At 58.0% G+C, this 18,857-nt stretch carries 18 protein-coding genes; 7 read left to right on the top strand and 11 right to left on the bottom strand.

The annotated features are described in order from the left end of the window. Positions 1-18: 18 nt before the first annotated feature. The 10 genes from CWI75_RS10895 to hflK form a co-directional block, all read right to left on the bottom strand. Entirely contained in the window at positions 19-1,674 is a 1,656-nt protein-coding gene (locus CWI75_RS10895; RefSeq protein WP_101521528.1) for a complex I subunit 5 family protein, read from the bottom strand. Next, positions 1,671-3,188 (bottom strand): complex I subunit 5 family protein, encoded by a 1,518-nt coding sequence (locus CWI75_RS10890; RefSeq protein ID WP_101521527.1) that lies wholly within the window; start codon positions 3,186-3,188, stop codon positions 1,671-1,673. The genes CWI75_RS10895 and CWI75_RS10890 overlap by 4 nt, the downstream gene beginning before the upstream one ends. After that, positions 3,185-4,609: a complex I subunit 5 family protein gene (locus tag CWI75_RS10885; RefSeq protein ID WP_101521526.1), complete on the bottom strand. Its 1,425-nt coding sequence runs from the start codon at positions 4,607-4,609 to the stop codon at positions 3,185-3,187. The genes CWI75_RS10890 and CWI75_RS10885 overlap by 4 nt, the downstream gene beginning before the upstream one ends. Continuing rightward, entirely contained in the window at positions 4,606-4,896 is a 291-nt protein-coding gene (locus CWI75_RS10880) for an NADH-quinone oxidoreductase subunit K (RefSeq protein ID WP_101521525.1), read from the bottom strand. The genes CWI75_RS10885 and CWI75_RS10880 overlap by 4 nt, the downstream gene beginning before the upstream one ends. Continuing rightward, positions 4,893-5,801, bottom strand: a complete 909-nt coding sequence (locus CWI75_RS10875) for a hydrogenase subunit MbhD domain-containing protein (RefSeq protein ID WP_101521524.1) — start codon at positions 5,799-5,801, stop codon at positions 4,893-4,895. The genes CWI75_RS10880 and CWI75_RS10875 overlap by 4 nt, the downstream gene beginning before the upstream one ends. Next, positions 5,791-6,135: a monovalent cation/H(+) antiporter subunit G gene (gene mnhG, locus CWI75_RS10870; RefSeq protein WP_101521523.1), complete on the bottom strand. Its 345-nt coding sequence runs from the start codon at positions 6,133-6,135 to the stop codon at positions 5,791-5,793. Before mnhG ends, CWI75_RS10875 begins: the two co-directional genes overlap by 11 nt. Next, on the bottom strand, positions 6,128-6,379 hold the full coding sequence (locus CWI75_RS10865; RefSeq protein ID WP_101521522.1) for an MrpF/PhaF family protein: 252 nt from the start codon (positions 6,377-6,379) through the stop codon (positions 6,128-6,130). Before CWI75_RS10865 ends, mnhG begins: the two co-directional genes overlap by 8 nt. Next, positions 6,376-6,906, bottom strand: coding sequence for a Na+/H+ antiporter subunit E (locus CWI75_RS10860; RefSeq protein WP_206604702.1), 531 nt, complete (start codon positions 6,904-6,906; stop codon positions 6,376-6,378). Before CWI75_RS10860 ends, CWI75_RS10865 begins: the two co-directional genes overlap by 4 nt. A 105-nt stretch (positions 6,907-7,011) precedes the next feature. Then, positions 7,012-7,959 carry a protease modulator HflC gene (hflC, locus tag CWI75_RS10855; protein WP_101521521.1) on the bottom strand — a complete coding sequence of 316 codons (948 nt, stop codon included), beginning with the start codon at positions 7,957-7,959 and terminating at the stop codon, positions 7,012-7,014. Beyond that, positions 7,956-9,005, bottom strand: a complete 1,050-nt coding sequence (gene hflK / locus CWI75_RS10850; RefSeq protein WP_101521520.1) for an FtsH protease activity modulator HflK — start codon at positions 9,003-9,005, stop codon at positions 7,956-7,958. Before hflK ends, hflC begins: the two co-directional genes overlap by 4 nt. Before the next feature lie 161 nt (positions 9,006-9,166). Between hflK and CWI75_RS10845 the strand changes: the two genes are divergently transcribed. Further along, a complete protein-coding gene (locus tag CWI75_RS10845) occupies positions 9,167-10,627 on the top strand; it encodes a dihydrolipoyl dehydrogenase (RefSeq protein WP_241521177.1) in 1,461 nt (486 codons plus the stop codon). Here the strand turns inward: CWI75_RS10845 and CWI75_RS10840 are convergent. Further along, a complete protein-coding gene (locus CWI75_RS10840) occupies positions 10,624-11,247 on the bottom strand; it encodes a hypothetical protein (protein ID WP_101521518.1) in 624 nt (207 codons plus the stop codon). The two genes, CWI75_RS10845 and CWI75_RS10840, sit on opposite strands and share 4 nt — an antisense overlap. 206 nt (positions 11,248-11,453) lie before the next feature. Between CWI75_RS10840 and CWI75_RS10835 the strand changes: the two genes are divergently transcribed. The 6 genes from CWI75_RS10835 (at position 11,454) to CWI75_RS10810 (ending at position 18,820) form a co-directional block, all read left to right on the top strand. After that, positions 11,454-12,212: a TVP38/TMEM64 family protein gene (locus CWI75_RS10835; RefSeq protein ID WP_175580212.1), complete on the top strand. Its 759-nt coding sequence runs from the start codon at positions 11,454-11,456 to the stop codon at positions 12,210-12,212. 247 nt (positions 12,213-12,459) lie between these two features. After that, complete coding sequence (locus CWI75_RS10830) at positions 12,460-13,701, top strand: ATP-grasp domain-containing protein (RefSeq protein WP_101521517.1); 1,242 nt, start codon at positions 12,460-12,462, stop codon at positions 13,699-13,701. 97 nt (positions 13,702-13,798) lie between these two features. Further along, a complete protein-coding gene (locus CWI75_RS10825) occupies positions 13,799-15,796 on the top strand; it encodes a hypothetical protein (RefSeq protein ID WP_101521516.1) in 1,998 nt (665 codons plus the stop codon). A 109-nt stretch (positions 15,797-15,905) separates the two neighbouring features. Further along, positions 15,906-16,718: an acyl-ACP--UDP-N-acetylglucosamine O-acyltransferase gene (gene lpxA / locus CWI75_RS10820; protein ID WP_101521515.1), complete on the top strand. Its 813-nt coding sequence runs from the start codon at positions 15,906-15,908 to the stop codon at positions 16,716-16,718. Then, the gene (locus tag CWI75_RS10815; RefSeq protein WP_101521514.1) at positions 16,715-17,707 is read left to right on the top strand and encodes a Gfo/Idh/MocA family protein; all 993 of its coding nucleotides are present in this window, start codon (positions 16,715-16,717) and stop codon (positions 17,705-17,707) included. Before lpxA ends, CWI75_RS10815 begins: the two co-directional genes overlap by 4 nt. 15 nt (positions 17,708-17,722) lie before the next feature. Beyond that, positions 17,723-18,820, top strand: coding sequence for a DegT/DnrJ/EryC1/StrS family aminotransferase (locus tag CWI75_RS10810; protein ID WP_101521513.1), 1,098 nt, complete (start codon positions 17,723-17,725; stop codon positions 18,818-18,820). Positions 18,821-18,857 lie beyond the last annotated feature (37 nt).

The following is an 18,857-nucleotide window of genomic DNA, read 5'->3' as shown; positions in this document are numbered from 1 at the left end:
TGCTGCGGTCCTACAGTTTCAACTTAACCACCCGAGCAGCAGTAACAGGGCAATGATCCAGGCACTGGTGGTGACGGCGCCAGTGTGCCACAAATGGTTCCACTGGCGCTCATAATAGCGCCAGCGAGCGCGCTCCAGTTCGGGGGTCATGGAGGGTACGGGGGCGCGTTGCAGGACACGTTTGACGCGCAGCGACCAGGCCCTGGCCGGATTTGGCAGTGTTCTCAGTGGTTTCGGGATGCGCCAGCCGATCCGGTGCATTGCAAGCGCCAGGGCAGCCGCAAGCAACAGCGGCCAGAGGCCCGACCAGATGACTTTTATCGGCAGGCTGGCAAACAGGGCCGTGCGCAATTCCGGCCAAAGCCACGGCAGCAGGGCCGGGAACAGGCAGAGTATCCCCCAGGGCAACAACTGGCCGATCGGTGGTGCCGGACGTGGACCTGCCGGCTGACTGCGCCACATGAGCCACAGGGCGCGCAGCAGCAACAGCGCGGTCGCTGCGGAACCCGCCGTCAGCAGTGCGAGCCATTGACTGACATCACTGCTGTAGAGTGTATCCTTGAGTAACACCTTGACTGCTGCGCCACTGGTCAGGGGAAGTCCCGCCAGCGCCATGGCCGGCAGGCCCATCAACAGCCAGTGTGCGGTACTGAGCCGGTGGTTTGCGGCCAGCCCCGCCCCCATAAACAATGCCCCTTTGGCGAGGCCGTGGTGCACGCCATAGAGTGCCAATAGCGTTGCCATAGCTGCACCGGAGCCCGGGTGCATCCAGGCCAGCGAGAGTATAATCAGCAAATAACCGATCTGGCTGATTGATGAATAGGCCAGCGCGGCTTTTGACTTGTCCTGCAGTAATCCCAGTAACACGCCGTAGAAAGCGCTGATTGCGCCGACTGCCAACAGGATTGTCGCCGCGCCCTGCAACAGCGGGTCTTCCACCGGCAGGAACCGCCATAAGCCAAGTATGCCCGCCTTGATCATCGCCCCGGACAGCACTGCACTGGCCCCCGCCGGTGCCGCAGGGTGAGCCAGTGGCAACCACACGTGCAATGGCCAGAACCCGGCCTTGAGGCCGAAACCCAGGAGCAATATCACGGCGGTCACAGGCTCCACAGGTACCTGCTGCCATGCCGCCAGCTCCAGGCTGCCCCCTGCCTCGTGAATGCGCAGCAACAGTCCGGCAAAAATCAGCATCTCACTGAGCAGGGTCAACTGCAGGTAGATTCGACCGGCCTGGCGCGGTGCAGGCCCTGGAAGGTGTACGATCAACCCATAGGCCGCCAGCCCCATCAGACTGAAACCAACATAAAAGCTGCCGGCATCCTGGGCGATGACCAGTAACAGGTTGCCGCTCAGCGACAACAGCCAGCAGACCCAGAAGCGGAGCCGGTGCCGGCTATTAACCAGATCGTCCAGTGCGAAACGGCTGGCGCAGGCCCAGAGCAGGGCACTGAATGCCAGCCAGGCACGCCCGATCAAATCGTTTGCGCCCCAGGCGGCACCCGGCCAGAACACTCCGGGCTCCAGGGTCTGGCCCGGCGGCCATAAACTGAGCAGCAGGGCAGGCACACAGCTGAGCCAGAGCCACGGCCCCACCACTTTTGGCCAACGCCACAGCAGGCCCACTGCCAGCAGCGGTGCACCGGGGACAAGTAACCACAGCAGCGCGCTCACAAGCCAAACTGCCGGTTAATAATGAGCTGACTCCAGGCCAGCGGACTGACTTCGCTGCCCGCCAGGAGGCCCGCCAGCAGCGCCAGGACGGTAGTGAACAACACCGGCGCCAGCAGCATCCAGTGTGTTTCACCGGCTCCCGGTAGTCCGCTGCCCAGCGAGCGTTCGTCCGGCCATTGTCGCGGGGGGCCACAAAACCAGCCGCGGTAGATCAGCGGCAGAAAATAGGCGGCGTTGAGCAGGCCCGAAACCACCAGTATCAGCAGTATCCAGTCCTGGCCTACCTCCAGCGCTCCCAGCCCAAGATACCATTTGCTGATAAAGCCGGCGGTGGGGGGAATGCCGATCATGCCGAGAGCACCGAGGGTGAACGCGGCCATGGTCAGGGGCATGCGCCTGCCAACGCCGTTCATCTCTTGTATATGGTGGATGCCCAGGGTTTCGGCAAAATTGCCCGCACAATAGAACAGGGTGACTTTCATCAGTCCCTGGTGGACCAGATGCGCCAGGGCCGCTACGCCTGCAATCGGCCCGACCAGCGCAACACCAAGGGTAATGTAGGACACCTGGCTGACGGTGGAGTAGGCCAGGCGTTTTTTCAGCTCCTGTTGCTGCAGGGCTTTCAGGGAACCATAAATGATGGTCGCCGCCGCCACTGCCAGCAGTGGCATCGCCAGCCCCAGTGCCTGCACCTGGTCAACACCATAGACATCGTATACCACCCGGATAATGCCAAAGGCGCCCGCCTTGACCACAGCCACCGCATGCAACAGGGCGCTGACGGGTGCCGGCGCCACCATCGCCTCTGGTAGCCAGCCGTGAAGTGGTATCAGGGCGGCTTTGACGCCAAGGCCGGCAATCATCAGGGCGAAAGCAACCATCAGGCTGGGCTGGTGGGCATCGGCCAGCAGTTCGACATAACCGCCGGCCTGGAATTCCGGGCTGCCGGTGAGGCTGTGCAGCAGGGCTACCCCCATGAGCAACAGCGCGCCACCCCCGAGCGTGTGGGCAAGATAGATACGCCCGGCTTTCAAGGCTTTTTTAGTGCCGCGATGAACCAGTAGCGGGAAGGTTGCCAGGGTCAACAACTCATAGAAAAGCAGGAATGTCACCAGGTTTCCGGCCAGAGCCAGCCCGACGGTGGCACTGACACACAGGCTGAAATAACCGAAAAATCGTGACTGTAGTGGTGAATCCTGCAGATAGCCGATGGCATAAACGGTGGTTGCCAGCCACAGCACCGCCGACAGGCTGACAAATTGCAGCGAGGTCGCATCGCCGTGCAAAACCAGGTCGCCTCCCGGGAGAAAGGGTAGCGCGAACCGGAACTCCAGGCCCTGGCCGACGCCCCTTAGCATCAAGCCGACCAGGCCCAGTTTGAGGATAACGGCGAACAGGTTTAAGCCGATACGTAGTCGGGTCTGGTCCTCTCGCAGGCTGAATATCAGCAGTCCGGGCAGCAGCGAGCTGAGAACAATTGCGGGCGGCAGTAGTGTTGTCCAGGTAGTGATCATAATCCTACTTCCTGGAACCAGAGAATCAGCGGTTCGCTCAGCAATGCCATCGCCCAGACGATCAGCGCCGGCAGCATTGCCAGCCACTGGGCCGCAGTGTCGGGGTCGTGGCCCGGGGAGGAGGGATCAGCCCTGTTGAAGGCGATCGTTACCACGCGGAACACATAACCTGCGCTGGCCAGGGTCCCCAATAGCACCCCCAGAGCCCAGGGCCAGTGCGATGGTTCCACCAGCAGAGGCTGCAATAACACCCACTTGGCAATGAAGCCGCCGCTGGGGGGCAATCCTATGAGACTGCCACCCGCTACCGCAAAGGCGAACATCGCCAGGGGCATTGTCTGGCTGGCCCCTTTGAGTGCGCTAACCCGGCGACTGCCCAGAGTCGCCTGCATTTCACCGGCGCCGAGAAACATGGATACCTTGGCCAGGCCATGGGCCAGGACGAAAAGCCAGAGCGCTATCGACATCTCGGGGTCCTGCCAGTACAACAGCAGGCCCAGTGCCAGCAGCGCATAACCCAGTTGAGCGACCGTCGAATAGGCGACCAGTACCTTCAGCCAGGGGGTGCGAAGAGCGGCCCAGCCACCGCTGACCAACGCGGCAATACCCGCAAACGCAAACAGGACACCGGCCTGGCGGGCAAAGCCGGGTTCCGCCAGGGTGCTCCATACCATCCACAGAATAAACAGTGGCCCTTTGACTACCAGTGCCGACAGCAGCGCGCTGACGGCGGTGGGCGCTGCGGCATGGGCCGCCGGCAGCCACTGGTGCAGCGGCCACAGGGCCGCCTTGAGCATCAGTCCCAGCGTTAGCAACAGCATTGCCAGCCGGGTGCCGGGGTCGTCCACAACAACCTCTGCCAGCATCCGGATATCGAGTACCCCATAGCGGCCATAGAGAAACGCAACGCCCAGCAGGTAGCAGAGCGAGGCCGCCAGTGACAATAGTAAGTAACGCAAGGCGGGAAGGTGAGATCGGGGTCCGGAAATGATGATCATTGCCACCGCCGTCAATCCAAGCAGTTCGAGCGTGATATACCAGTTAAACAGGTCGCGGGAGAGCCAGAGCGCGGCCAGGCTGGCATGCAGCAAGCACGATAGTGGCCAAAAGTCGGTATCCCGGGTTTTGCTGTGCCGACTGGCCTGGGCATAAATCGTGACCAGCAGATGTATCAGTGCGGTAAACACCAGCAACACAGCGGTGAGTGGCCCCAGTTCGAAGCGTATGCCCAGTGGCGCATCCCAGTTGCCCAGGCTCAATTGCTCCCTGGCGCCCGTCATAACGGCATCCAGCGCCAGCATGGCGGCAACCAGGCTGGCCGTATTGGCTACGATAACCACAGTGCCGGCGCGAGTGCGAAACAATAACAGGAGCATTGCAGTGGCCAGCGGTATCGTCAGGCTCAGAAGGGCCGCGCTCATTCACGCTCCCGGTCGACATCTGCAACAGGTGACTCAGTTGTTGCCAGGCGTAACGCAAAGGCTGTCGCGCTGGCGGCAACTACCAGCCCGGTCACCACCAGGGCTTGCAGGACAGGGTCGATTGGTGTCATCCGGGCGGCCAACGCGACCATCACCATGAAGGTACCACTTCCCATCACGTTTACCGCCATGATTCGTCGCAGTGCATTGCGCTGTGTCATCAGTGCATGCAAGCCCAGTACCCATAGCGCAACGCCGCCAAGCAGATAGAGAGAGATATGGCTCACGGAGTTATTTCCCGGGTATCGCCCACTACCAATAACGACAGGCTGACAGCAATTGATACAGTTGCCGCAATCTCAATCAGTGTGATGAGCGTCTTGCCCAAGCCTGGAGGATAGTCCAGCCAGCCGCTACCCAGCCAATATCCCGCTGCGGCGATAGTCATGAACAGAGCCACACCACCCAGCACGCAGGCACGCATGGGCCACCAATTCCAGCGCAGGGGAGGTAGCAGGCCAGCCAGGCGCAAGACGATGGCGCCTGCCGCAAGCACCGCCCCGGCCTGAAATGCGCCACCCGGTGCATGGCTGCCACGCCACAGCAGATAGCCGCCGATCACAATGCTCAGCGGTGCAAGCAAGCGACTCCACGCCTGCAGCAACGGCCAGGCCGCGGGCAGATTCATATTCGGACTGTGCAATTGGCGTACGCCCAGCAGTGCAAGCAATAGCACCACCAGTTCCAACAGGGTGTCCCAGGCACGAAAGTTGAGTAGTACTGCGGTGACCGGATGGCTGACACCACTGGCGGCCAGGTGTGAATTGACCAGCTCGGGTACTGGGGCAGAGTTGTTGGCCAGAGGCCAGACCCCTTGGGCGAACAATACCAGCAGCAACGAACAGAGCAGAACACTGGCTGCCAGCACCGCCGGTGGCGCACGGGTAGCGGCTTCGGGGCCACTGCGCCCAAAAGCCGCGAGTAGCATCACTCCGATCAGTCCGGCACCTATCGCCGCTTCAGCCAGAGCCAGGTCCACCGCACCCAGGCGCGCCCAGGTCAGGGCGAGCATCAGCCCGAAAACGATGAACAGTACTATGGCTGTATAGAGCTTTCGTGTGTGGAGCGTGGCAGCAGCAAGGGCCAGCAACAGCAGAATCAGCGCAGCGTCGAACAGCAGTTCAGCGTTCATTGTGAAACGGCTCCGCGCGCGGCCGTGAAACCGCTGAGTCTGTATCCGATTCGCGCTGATAGCGCGCCAGCAATTGGCACGCAGTGGCTCCGGAAGCCATTACCAGCAGCCAGACCAACAGCATCTGTGCAACTGCCTGCCAGCTTTCACTGCGCAGGCAAAGTCCCAGCACCAGCAGCCCAAGCCCCAGGGTATCGGCCTTCGTTACCGCATGCAGGCGGCTGTAGGCATCGGGGAAACGCAGTAAACCGATGGTGCCGGCCAGGAAGAAGAATACGCCGCCGAGCAAAAATGGCCAGCTTGACCAGTATAGCCACACCGCTGGCTCACTCATACTCTCTCCGGCGCAATAGCTGGACGAGTCCGGCACTCACTACGGCAGCCAGCAACGCCATCACCAGTGCGGCCTCAATCAGTGCCGGCTGACCCTGGCCATGAGCCAGCAGCAGCAGAATCGCGGTTCCGGTGGTACTGAACAGCTGTACAGCCAGCAAGCGGTCGGCGCGAGTCGGGCCATGCAGAACGCGCCACAGCCCGACAGCAATACTAAGCAGGAGAAGGCTGGCCAGCAGGATCATGGTTGTGATTCTCCCAGCAGCCGCGACAGTAAATTTTCCAGACGGGCGACGGTGCTCTGCCAATCACGATGCTGATCCAGCGTATGGACATACAGCTCACTGCCTTTATGGTGGGAAGCCAGCGTACCAGGTAGCAGGCCCACCAATGCCGACAGCATCAGGCAGACGCGTGGGTCGCGGCTGGTGAGTGTGAATATCTGCCATGCTGGAGCGATCGGAAGGCGCGCATGCAGGGCACGGCGCGCCACATCGACACCCCCCGAGAACAGTTCGCGGAGAAAAAAAACCAGAAAGGTGGGAAGCGCCTGTGGCCGCACCGGGCCGCTCCGCAGTCCGAGCCGGTATCCGGCCAGGGTCGCCAATGCTGCCACCGGGATGCCGAATACCCAGCCGCTGTTCTGGCTCAACAGGGCCCATAGTGCAGTCCATATGAAAAAACCCAGAATAATGCTGAGCCCCTCCCCGGTCCGGCGAGGGGAGTATTCACGGCTGGTTCGCCGTGCTGATGTGCCGGAGGGGAAGGCCACAATGACTCCAGAGCGTCGCTGAAACCTTAATGATAGGAGATAGCGGCGCCGGGCTCAAACCAGACTGGATAGCCCTATGCTGACATAAGGCGCTGTTTCGGCTGGTTACTCGCGCGTAACCTGGGAATGCTCAAGATAACGGAAGAAATCCGAGTCCGCCCTGAGCATGAGAGTGCTGTTCTCGCCCAGTGCGCGATAGCTTTCCAGGGTACGGAAGAAGGAGTAGAACTCCGGGTCGGCACCGAACGCCTCGCCATAGATTCGCGTTGCTTCGGCATCGGCGCCACCGCGGATTTTTTCCGCGTCGCGTGCGGCTTCCGAGCGGATGCGCCGCAGGTCGCGCTCCATGTTACCGAGAATCTCCTGGCTGCGACCCCGACCTTCCGAACGGAAGCGCTCGGCGATCGACTGGCGTTCGGCAATCATGCGGCTTTCCACCTGACGGCGCACCGATTCAATATAGTTGACCCGCTTGATCCGCACATCGTCCAGCTCAATCCCGAGTGCGGGCATGGAGTCCCTGGCCCGTTTCAGAATGCCGGCTTCCAGCAACTCGCGGCCCAGTTTAGGCTGCATTTCCAGGTTGACGTCACTGCGTTCAGCCAGCGCGGGATCGTCAAGTTCGTCGATGTTCACTTCCCAGTCCCGTGAACGAACAATCTCTTCCAGTTCGGTGGAGGACACCATGTCACGTACCACCGAGTCCACAATATCGTCGAGGCGTGTGCGCGCGCCGGCTTCGTCCCGCACGCTGGTCAAAAACAGCAACGGGTCGGTTATCCGCCAGCGTGCGGTGGTATCTACCAGAATGAATTCACGGCCCAGGGTGGGAATCTGGGTGACATCGCCGTCCCAGACCAACAGACGTTTGTCAAACCGACGCACGTTTTGCCAGGGCAATTTGAACTTGAGCCCCGGTTCGTTAATGACATCACCTATGGGTTCACCGAACTGAACCACGATGGCCTGCTCGGCCTCGTCCACGGTGTAGAGAGTGACCTTGCCAATACCCAGAACAATAATGGCCATGATCGCGATCGCTACAGTTTTCATCGGTCACCTCCTTTGGCGCGCGTACTTTCGCGGTTGAGATCGAGCAGTGGCAGCGGCCCGGTCTGCTCGTCCTGCACCACCAGTATCTGTCCGATTGCGGGCAGTACTTCATTGAGGGTTTCCAGATACAGGCGCGAACGGGTAACTTCCGGTGCCTGCTGGTATTCGTGTAGTACAGCGCTGAACCGTATGCTTTCGCCATCGGCCCGGTTTACGCGTTCCGTGGCATAGCCCTCCGCCTTGGCGACCGTACCCAGGGCGGCACCCTTGGCGTTGGGGATCTCCTGGTTAACCTGCTTTTGCGCCTCGTTGATCATCCGTTCCCGTTCCTGGCGTGCTTCATTAACCTCATTGAACGCCGGTTGCACGGCCGGTGGTGGCACCACATCCTGCATTTCCACGGTACTGATGCGAATGCCGGCGTCGTAGCCATCGATGATATCCTGGATTTCCTCGCCGGCTTTTTGCTGGATTTCGACCCGGCCAATGGTCAGTACTTCCGAGCCGAGCATGTTGCCGACGATACGGCGCATCACCGACTCCGAGATGTCGCGCAGGGTGCGGGTGGGTTCACGCATCCGGTAGAGAAACTTGATCGGGTCTTCAATACGATACTGAACCACCCACTCCACGTCGATCATGTTGAGATCGCCGGTGAGCATCAGGGATTCACCCTCGAAATTGCCTTCATCATAGGCAGTCCGCCCGCGGTCCCTGGTACCCTGGGTACGGAAGCCGAACTCCTGTTTGAGAACGCGTTCGGTAGCGACCAGCTGTACCTGGTCGATACCGAAGGGCAGCTTGAAATGCAGACCGGGGTCGGTAATACCCTTGACCGAACCGAATCGCTTTACCACAGCACGTTCCTCGGGCTGTACGGTGTAAAACGAAGTCAGCGCCGCCCAGCCAAGAAAAATCAGCACGACGATGCCGATAACTCCCCCAAGCTGAGGGCCAGACGCACCTCCACCGCTGAATTTTTTCATTAACTCTGTCAGGTCGGGTGGGCCTGCGGGCCCGCGATTACCGTTTCCGGATGTACTCATTATCAAGCTCCATTGAATATGAGCATGCAGTCTACGCGGATGAAGCCGGATTTGACATGGCCAGACCGGTGCAGCGTATCCTTGGCAGATTCTGCTAACCTTCAAGCTGGATATTCCCGGACTTTTGTGCAGCTCACCGCATCGAATGGTACGGAGACAATTTGCTGAGAGAGGGCCTGGCTATGGACAAGCGCACGGTTGACGTTGCCATTATCGGTGCTGGCACTGCGGGGCTCACCGCCTATAACGCTGCTCGTAAACACACTGACAAACTCCTGCTGATCGAAGCGGGACCTTTTGGCACCACCTGTGCCCGGGTTGGCTGCATGCCTAGCAAGTTGCTGATCGCTGCAGCCGACAACGCTCACGGAATGGTTCACAGTCATCTTTTCGGTATCGAGGTTAAAGAGTGGCAGGTCAACGGTCGCCGGGTGATGGAGCGCTTGCGCCGGGAGCGGGATCGCTTTGTCTCGTCGGTGCTCGACTCAATCCGGGATCTCCCTGAACATCACAAAATACAAGGCTCAGCACGATTCATCGCACCGGGCAGGCTCGCCGTTGGTGATGACATCGAAGTCGATGCGGCACGCATCGTTATCGCAACCGGCTCCAGTCCGGATATTCCCGAATTGATGCGGGCGGCGGGCCAGCGCTTGTTGTTGAACGACAGCCTGTTCGAGCTGCCTTCACTGCCGGAATCGATTGCGGTTTTCGGCCCTGGTGTAGTAGGCCTTGAACTGGGGCAGGCGCTGAGTCGGCTTGGAGTGGATGTGCGAATGTTCGGCAAGGGCGGCGAGCTTGCCGGGATCGCTGATGATGATATTCGCGACTACGCCGACCGATGTTTCAATGAGGAGTTCTATCTGGATACGGATGCCGCGGTTGATGATATCCAGGGCTCCGATCATGGGGTGTCGATCACCTATGAACATCGCCAGAAAGGTTTAATCACCGAACATTTCGATTATCTGCTGGCGGCCACGGGTCGTTCCCCCAACCTCGCGGGTTTGGATCTGGAGAACAGCGGGTTGACCATTGAAGAGGATATTCCGGTAACCGACCCTTGGACATTACGATGCGGCGACAGCGCGGTTTTCCTGGTCGGCGACGCCAACCAGCTTGCTCCCGTACTGCATGAAGCCGCATTCGAAGGACGGCTGGCTGGTGACAATGCGGGTCGATATCCCGACGTCCGGCAGCGCGAGAGGCTGGTGCCGTTTTCCGTGGTGTTCACCAGTCCGCAGATTGCGCGGATCGGTATTCTGGTTCCCGAACTGCAGCCATCGGAGCAAGCGCGTTATCGCACGGGCACTTTCTCCTTTGAGAACCAGGGGCGCAGCCGGGTGATGGACCGGAATCGCGGCATGGTGAAACTATACGGGGAGCGAGGCAGTTGCATCTTTGCCGGCGCCGAGCTTTTCGGTCCCGCCGCCGAGCATCTTGCGCATTTGCTGGCGTGGGCTGCGCAGACACGCATGACCGTGACGGCGATGCTGTCAATGCCCTTCTATCACCCGGTAATAGAAGAGGGCCTGCGAACCGCGTTGCGGGACCTCAACTATCATTTGAACAAGGCGCCGCCGCTGGTTGACGATTGCCTGGAGTGTGGCCCCGGCGGTTAACGCCCGAATATCGCCAGGCCATCCTCATTGAAAGCAGGTGTTCCACTAATATGGAATGTGAGTGCGTCAATCCTGGTATCGTCATCGAACACCAGCAGGACTTGCGCCGAAAAATACGGTGCCAGTGCCTCTAATAATCGGTGAACCGTTTCACGGTGAGCCCGCGCGGCGCGCATTACAATGGGGGCAGACCTGTTTTTTACAGTCGTATCCGGCACAACTCCGGAAGCTTTGCTGCCCAGGCCGTATTGGGACAGCGCCTGCGCGATTGTTTCCGCAAGCTGCCCCCGTTCGCTTGAGCCGGGCCGGAAGCTGACGGACATTGAGGGAGCGAGTTGTTTGTAGTCAGCCCTGAACTGGCTGAGTCGTTGTAGTACCTGGTCCCGTCGTTCGGCGGTTGGCGGTACGAAGCCCTGGGTCGAATTGGCCTGTTCCCGGGTGGGGTTGACTGACAGCATTTCGGCGTCCGGCCAGGTTTCGACTACAGTGACCTGGGCGGTTGCGTCATTGGCGGGTTGTCGCAGCAGGATCAGTGCGCCGACAACAAGAGCGAGCGGTATTAGTGCCCACGCCAGTCTGCTGGCAGAGTGTCCTTCCCGGTAAACCGAACGTATTGACACGGTAATAATTCCCTCCTTGCGAAAAACCGGTTGTTGTCGCTTTCTACATAGTAGTTAAAGATCGGGGTTTGAATCGTATTTTTCAAGTCACCCTCTTGTAATCCTTGTGGCTTAATCATAGCGGGTTTGTAATCGGTGCGGGGAATGCAGAAAATACAGTCGATGCTAAAATGGGGCAACCACGATTCTATACGGTGTAGGCAGGCATGGGCGAAAACAACGGGACCGGGCATCGCCGGCAAATGCAATCTCCTCTCTGGGTGATCGTAGCAAGTGTGGTATTTGTTACTATTCTTTTGGGTATCCTGCTGTATTTTGGCGTTCATGAATGGCTACTTGAGGTGCTGGCCTGGGTTGAAGCCCAGGGGGCTTGGGCGGCGGTGCTGTTTGTATTGATTATGGCCGCTGCGGTGGTTTTAACCTTGCCAGGGATCTTCCTGACCACTGGCGCGGGCTTCGTATTTGGTGTGGTGCAAGGGTCGCTGCTGGTTGTTGTAGGGACCACATTAGGCGCGGCAATCGCGTTCCTGATTGCGCGCCACCTGCTGGGCAGTCGTGCCACTCGTTTCATTCTCGAACACGAACAGCTGCGGTTGATCAACGCGGAAATGGCACGACATGGCTGGAAAGTCGTTCTGCTCACCCGCATGATTCCCTTTTTTCCCAGCAAGGTGGCCAATTATTTTTATGGTCTCACGACCTTCCGTTTTCGCGGTTACCTGCTCGGTTCATTCCTTGGGTTTATTCCTTTTTCGGTTCACAACGTATACCTGGGTTCGATTGTCGGCGACCTTGCAGCGATAACAGAGCGCGATCTGGGGCGCACACCAGTGGAGTGGACGCTATATGGCCTGGGTTTCGTAGTCACGATAATCGCAGTGATATACTTCAACAGGCTGGCGCGGAGAGCGCTCGCGGGATATGCGGAAGAGGACGCTGAAATCAAAGATAAAGAAACCGATTAGTTCAGCAATAGCGGGGTTGGGGTTGATGACCTGGTTCGCAAGCTATTTGAAAACGAAAGTAAATCATTGGGCATTTCTCACCACATTCGATATAACAAAATATTCTTTAAATAATTTAAAGTAATTTAAGGCTTTAAATAAAGGTGTTTTTCTGCTCAAACTACAAAAATAGAGTTTCTCCCGGTTTTTATGTATCAGTTTAAACGTGTACATTGGAGCCTCGTTATCAAACAGGGAGAATGTAGCGATGAGTAAGAGCGACGCGCAAAATTACAATCCCGAAAAGGGATATGTGGCTTTATTGGGCTGGAGTCTGAACGCGGTTGAAGCGGCGGACCGCTTTGATCGACGTTATGTTGTGGTGGCGCCGGATTGGGCTCAACCTTATTGTGACGAACATGATATTCCCTATGTTCCCTGGAATTTCGAGCGTCTGAATGATCGCTCGCTGGAAATTGCACAGACCCTGAAAGAGATGGGTGTCGACATCTCCATCCCGTTGTTTGAAGAAACCGTTGAATGGGCGGGCGCAATTAACTCGGTATTACTTGATAACCCGCGTTTGTTTGGCCAGGCAATGCTCCTGCGGGACAAGGCCTTGATGAAACGGCGTGCCCAACTGGGTGGTATTCGCGTCGGTATTTTTGAAGAAGCTCACGACAAGGAAGACGTTGTTCGTTTTCTGAAGCGCGTGAACCAGACATTACTAAAGCTGGATGGCGACCCAAACGACCCGATACACCTGAAGGCTTTCGACAAGGCTGGTTGTCTTGGGCACAGGGTGATTCGTACTCCCGATGAAGTTGACACCATTCCCGATGAAGAATTTCCGGTATTAATGGAATCCCATCTGGACGGCTGGGAGTTCGCTGTCGAAGCCTGGATTCACAACGGCAAGATCAAGTTCCTGAATATCTCAGAGTATGTCACGCTGGGTTATTCGGTATTCGTCCCGGCCACTCCCGAGCTGGAAAAATACCGGCCCGAGATTACCCGGCAGATTGAAAAACTGATCAAGACTTTCGATATTGAATTCGGCTTTATTCACCCCGAATACTTTGTGACCAGTGACGGCGAAATGTACTTCGGAGAAGTGGCTTATCGGCCGCCCGGTTTCAAGGTATTTGAACTGCTTGAACAGGCTTATGGTTTCAATGCCTACCATGGCATGATTCTGGCGTTTGACCCAAAAACCACCGAACAGGAAATTGACGCGTTCTTTCCCAAGGAAGTAGTCGATGCCAAGGGACATGCGGGCTGTTTTGGTGTATATCCGCGCCGGCGGGTTGTCAGTCACCTGCAAATTCCTGCCGAAACGGAAGACCATGAATATTTTGAATCCCATGAACTGGCGGCACCTGTGGAGGAGACTGTTACCAAACGTACCGCTTTTGGTACCCATTGGGGGTTGGTCTACTTCTTCGGTAAAGATCCCCATATTCTCAGAGATTTGCTGAAACATCAGGAAGACCTCGATTTCTATGTATAATCGTCGCAACATTGGATATATGCTCCGGCGGTCAAGTTTAAGCCGCCGCAGATGATTATTGAGGAAGCCCTTGAGCCAGCCCGAGGAATATAATTTGATGGAGGCTAGCAAACTTCAGAGCCTTACCGAAAAACTCGATCGAGCCATCGACTCGCTGTCACAGACGCGTAATTTCGCCAAGGTAGCCAAAATACAACCCTTGTTCGATATTGTACGTCGTGTGCTGCAGCAGGAAGGTGGCTGTGCCGTGGTAGAAGAGCGTGCCCAGAGGCTCGAGGAAGCCGGAATATTCGCGGGTTCCGACTGGGCCCAACCCCATATCCTCATTCCCACGCTCAGTACTTTCTCACTGAAGAGCCCCGAGCCCAACACGGTCGTCATAGAAGCGCTGAGTGAATTGCGGTTGCTGGCGGTCGCGATGGGTGATTACATTCACCCGACGATGTCCCGGGAGCAGGCGCATCATTTCCTGACCCAGGTGCTCGCCATAAATCTGGAGTTGCTGTTCGGGGTGGCAGGCGAAGCCGAACGCGAACAGCAGGGCAAGTTGGCCGGTATACCGAGGGCGTTGTTTCGGCACCTGGCCGAGCGCATCGGTTACGAACACGTTATCGATCAATTGATAGAGGAAATCTGGCGCATATTACAGCAGCGGCCAATCCAGGTTGACAGCGTCAAGCAAATGATCACCCAGATCGCGATTTGCCAGAGCAATCCGGACATCGACCTGGGGGCCAGTGGCCAGGGCGCAGACAGACTGATCAGCAGTCTCTACGGGCCCACCCAGGCTTGCCGGGAGGACCCCGGTGTGGCGGTCTATCTCGAGAGACTCGAGGGTATGGATTCCGGGGCTTTGCAGTACGAAGCCACGGGCTTTGCCCGGGCCATGCACGATACTGGCCTGGTCTCTCCCTATCATGCCGTTTTGCTGCGTTATCTGCTGAACCACGGTGATCATCTCCTGGCAGAAGGCATGGGCTTGTCCAGCACCGGGCGCGATTGTCTGTTGTGCTATGCGGATCTGGTGCGGGCATTGATCGACGAAGCCATCCATCCCGAAACGGCACAGGGAATTTTTGGTCTGGCGCAGTTGCTCGAGCGGGGTATTCTGTATCAGCCGCCTCTCGCCCCGGCGCTCTGGCGCCAGCTGGCGTTGCCGTTGTCCGCCTATTCCAATGAGCGCCTCGCGCTGGCCTTTGGCCCGTCCCCCTCTGCGCGCGCCTGGTTATTGCAGGGTGTACTTTGCATGCTGGGCCAGCCTCTTGGTGTAGGGCAGGGCAATAATCCTACCTGCCAGTCGGCCCGGGCTTTATCGATGTGGGCTTACAACGACCCCGACTACCTGCTGCAGATGGTGGTATGGGCCGCTCGCGATGATGAAATCATCATTCACTTTGAAGGCCAGCCGATTTCTTCCCGCGACAGCTTGTCTGGTGTGGCTACTGAAATTCCGCTGGATCTCGACCCTGTATCCATGTTGGTGGTACCGCATCTGGACCGGATTTATGCGGAGATGGGGCGCCGCTGTATTGGTCGACCGGGAGACCCACACCGCTGGGTAAACCCTGAGTTCCACGGCTGGTGGTCGGGGCGGGGGTTCCGTATCAATGTCGATGTGGAAACCGGCAAGCTAGACCAGCTCGATGACTTCTTGCGCCATTTCTATGCCAGTTACCATCCTTACTACAATGGCAACCAGCCTCTTATACATCCCCAGCCTGCCGGGATTGCGGTTACCGACAGCGCGGCACGCTTTATTGGCTGGCACGCCATTACCATATTGCGGGTATCACTGGACCCGCGAGAGGTCATGCGCGTGTATTTTTTCAATCCCAATAATGATAGCGGCCAGAATTGGGGGGATGGAATCACCGTTAGCACAGCGGGAGAGGGCGAGCGTTTCGGCGAGTCTTCACTGCCTTTTGAGCAATTTGCCTCACGGCTTTACATTTTCCACTTCGACCCACTCGAGAGCGGAGAACTGGCGATCATTCCCGCTGAGGAACTGAGCGAGGTGAATGCGCGGATATCCCGAAGCTGGGGCGTTGACCGCTTACCCGCCAACGAGCTACAGGCAAGCCCCGGTACCACCTGAGAACCGCCCGAATACCAGGTTGGATTGCGGCTGACCAGTTATCGTCTATGCTTCAAGAAAGCGAGTCGGTGACTGAAGTCACGGAGCGCGATTCCAAGAGTTCAGGTAAATGGATGGGCAGCTCAATAACCGTAAGGAACATGGGGTGCTTCTGCATCCCACGGCAATTATTGATGCCAGTGCGCAACTGGATTCGGATGTTGTGGTCGGGCCCTATGCCATAGTGGGCCCGCAGGTTGAGATCGGCGCAGGCACACGTATTGCGTCGCATGTGGTGATACTGGGGCATACCCGTATCGGGCGCGATAACTCCATTCATGCACATGCATGCCTGGGCGATGCGCCCCAGGACCTCGCCTACACAGAGGAGCCAACCCGCCTGGAGCTGGGCGACAACAACACAATCCGCGAGTTTGTCACCATACACCGGGGCTCCGCCCGCAGCGATGGTGTTACCCGGGTCGGTGACCGGGGGTTGTTCATGGTCCACAGCCACATTGCCCACGATTGCCAAATCGGTAACCACGTTGTCCTGGCCAATGGTGCGACTTTGGGAGGCCATGTGAGCGTGGGTGACCGCGCTATTGTTGGCGGACTTGCCGGCATTCATCAATTTGTACGGATTGGCGCGCAGGCCATGGTCGGCGCCTGTAGCATGGTAACGCAGGACCTGCCGCCCTTCGTGACAGCTGCCGGCTCTCGCGCCTCCCTGCGGGGCCTGAATAGTCGGGGTCTACAGCGGGCCGGTATGTCAGCGGACCGCCGGCGGACGTTGAAACAGGCTTACAGACTCCTGTTTCGGTCCGGTTTGCGACTGGCCGAGGCTTGCCACGAGGTGCGCGAACAAGGGCTAACCAGTGTTGATGTATTGCAGCTGCTGGCGTTCCTGGAACAAGAATCCACCCGGGGTATTCTGCGATGAAGCCGCTGCGGGCGGCCGTTGTTGGTGCGGGCCATCTGGGTAATTTTCATGCGCAGAAGTACTGCCGCAGCACAGCTACCCGCCTGGCCGCCGTGGTTGATGTGATACCGGCAAGGGCGCACCAGATTGCCCGTCATAGTAATGCTCGAGTCTATTCCGATCATCGGCGGTTATCCGGGCAGGTCGATATTGCAAGTGTGACGGTGCCAACCGTGCATCATTACAACGTAGTGCGTGACCTGCTGGAGGCGGGCATCCATGTGCTGGTGGAGAAACCATTTACCGCGACACTGGCAGAGGGGCGCGACCTGCTGGCTCTGTCCGAATCCGTTAACCGTATTCTCCAGGTCGGCCATATCGAACAGTTCAATGCGGTAACTCGCGCGATCAGGCAGCATATCGACGAGCCGATGTTTATCGAGTCGTGCCGAATTTCGCCCTTCCAGCTACGGGGTACCGATGTCAATGTGGTGCTGGATCTTATGATCCATGATATTGATCTGATTCACTCCCTGGTCAATGCCCCGATACGGCATATCCATGCCAGCGGTGGTGTGGTGCTCAGTAGCCAGATTGATATCGCCAATGCGCGGATACAGTTCGAGAACGGCTGTGTGGCCAATGTAACCGCCAGCCGGGTCAGCAAAAAAAGCGAGCGGAGCATGCGCATTTTTCAAGCGAACTCTTACCTTTCTGCAGACTTTATCAAGCAAACCCTGGCACTCTATTCCAAAAGCGGGACCGTTATCACTGATGATATCGATCCGGAATCGATTCTTTCGACCTCGGTAAAGATCTCCCCGGGAGACGCCCTTGAAGCCGAGATTGATGATTTTGTGGGCAGCGTACAAACGGGCCGGGCACCATTGGTAAGTGGACGCGAGGGCCTGCAGGCCCTCGAAATAGCCTTCGATATTATGCGGCAACTGGAGTCAAATCCTTTGCCGGGACAGCGCCCCCGGCTACACGTGGCCGGCGCGGGATCCTGACCGTGGGGGCCAGCCATGATTCCGATGGTTAATCTGGCCGCATTGCATCGATTGATCCATGAAGAAGTCGAAGCCGGAATGCAGGAAGTGATGCGCAGCAGCCAGTTCCTTGACGGTGCCAATGTTGCCGGGTTTGAAAATGAAGCCGCCAATTACCTCCAGGTTCGCCATGCGATCACCTGTGGTTCAGGGACCGATGCCCTGCATTTATCGCTGCGAGCGCTGGGAGTGGGCGAGGGTGATGAGGTCATCACCACTCCCTTTACTTTTTTTGCCACCGTAGAGGCGATCCTCTATACAGGTGCACAGGTTGTATTCGTGGATATCGACCCTCAATCCTGGACGCTGGATATCAATCAGCTGGAAGCCGCCATTACACCGCGGACCCGTGCCATTATCCCTGTACACCTGTTCGGCAACCCCGCGGCAATGCCGGGGCTTATGGCGCTGGCGCAGCGGCATGGATTGCCGGTAGTCGAAGATTGTGCCCAATCTTTTGGTGCCCGCATTGATGGCAGGATGACCGGGAGCTGGGGAGCGACCGGGTGCTTCAGTTTTTTCCCGAGCAAGAACCTGGGAGCCTATGGTGATGGCGGCATGATAACCACGGATTCTGACTCATTGGCCGACCAGCTTCGAAAATTGCGTAATCACGGTAGTCAAGAGCGCTATCAGCACCAGGTGCTGGGCTACAACAGCCGCCTGGACGAGCTACAAGCGGTGGTATTGCGTACCAAATTGAGACGCATCGAACAGGACAATGAGGCGCGACGCACTGTTGCCCGGCGTTACCGCAAGGCTTTTGCCGGTATTAAAGGGCTGGCGATGCCTCACGAGGCAGTGGGCAGCGTTCATGTCTATAACCAGTACACGGTGCAGCTGCCGCAACGGGACGCTATGTTCGACTACTTGCAGGCACGGGAGATCGGTTGTGCGATTCACTATCCCCGGGCGCTGCACCAGCAACCAGTGCTTCATGACCAGTTTGACGGTCATAGCTTCCCCGCTGCAGAGCATCTGGCGCGACACTGCCTGTCGCTGCCGATATGTTCGCAGGTCACTGATCACCAGGTTGATACGGTGATTACTGCCGTGCAGGAGGCACTGCGGTAACAAGGCGGGGCGGTCGCCGGTAATGGCGAACAATCAG

The organism is Kineobactrum sediminis (assembly GCF_002868715.1).
Classification (GTDB): Bacteria; Pseudomonadota; Gammaproteobacteria; order Pseudomonadales; family Halieaceae; genus Kineobactrum; species Kineobactrum sediminis.
The sequence above is the reverse complement of the archived record's forward strand: the minus strand, read 5'-3'. Positions and strand labels throughout refer to the sequence as shown.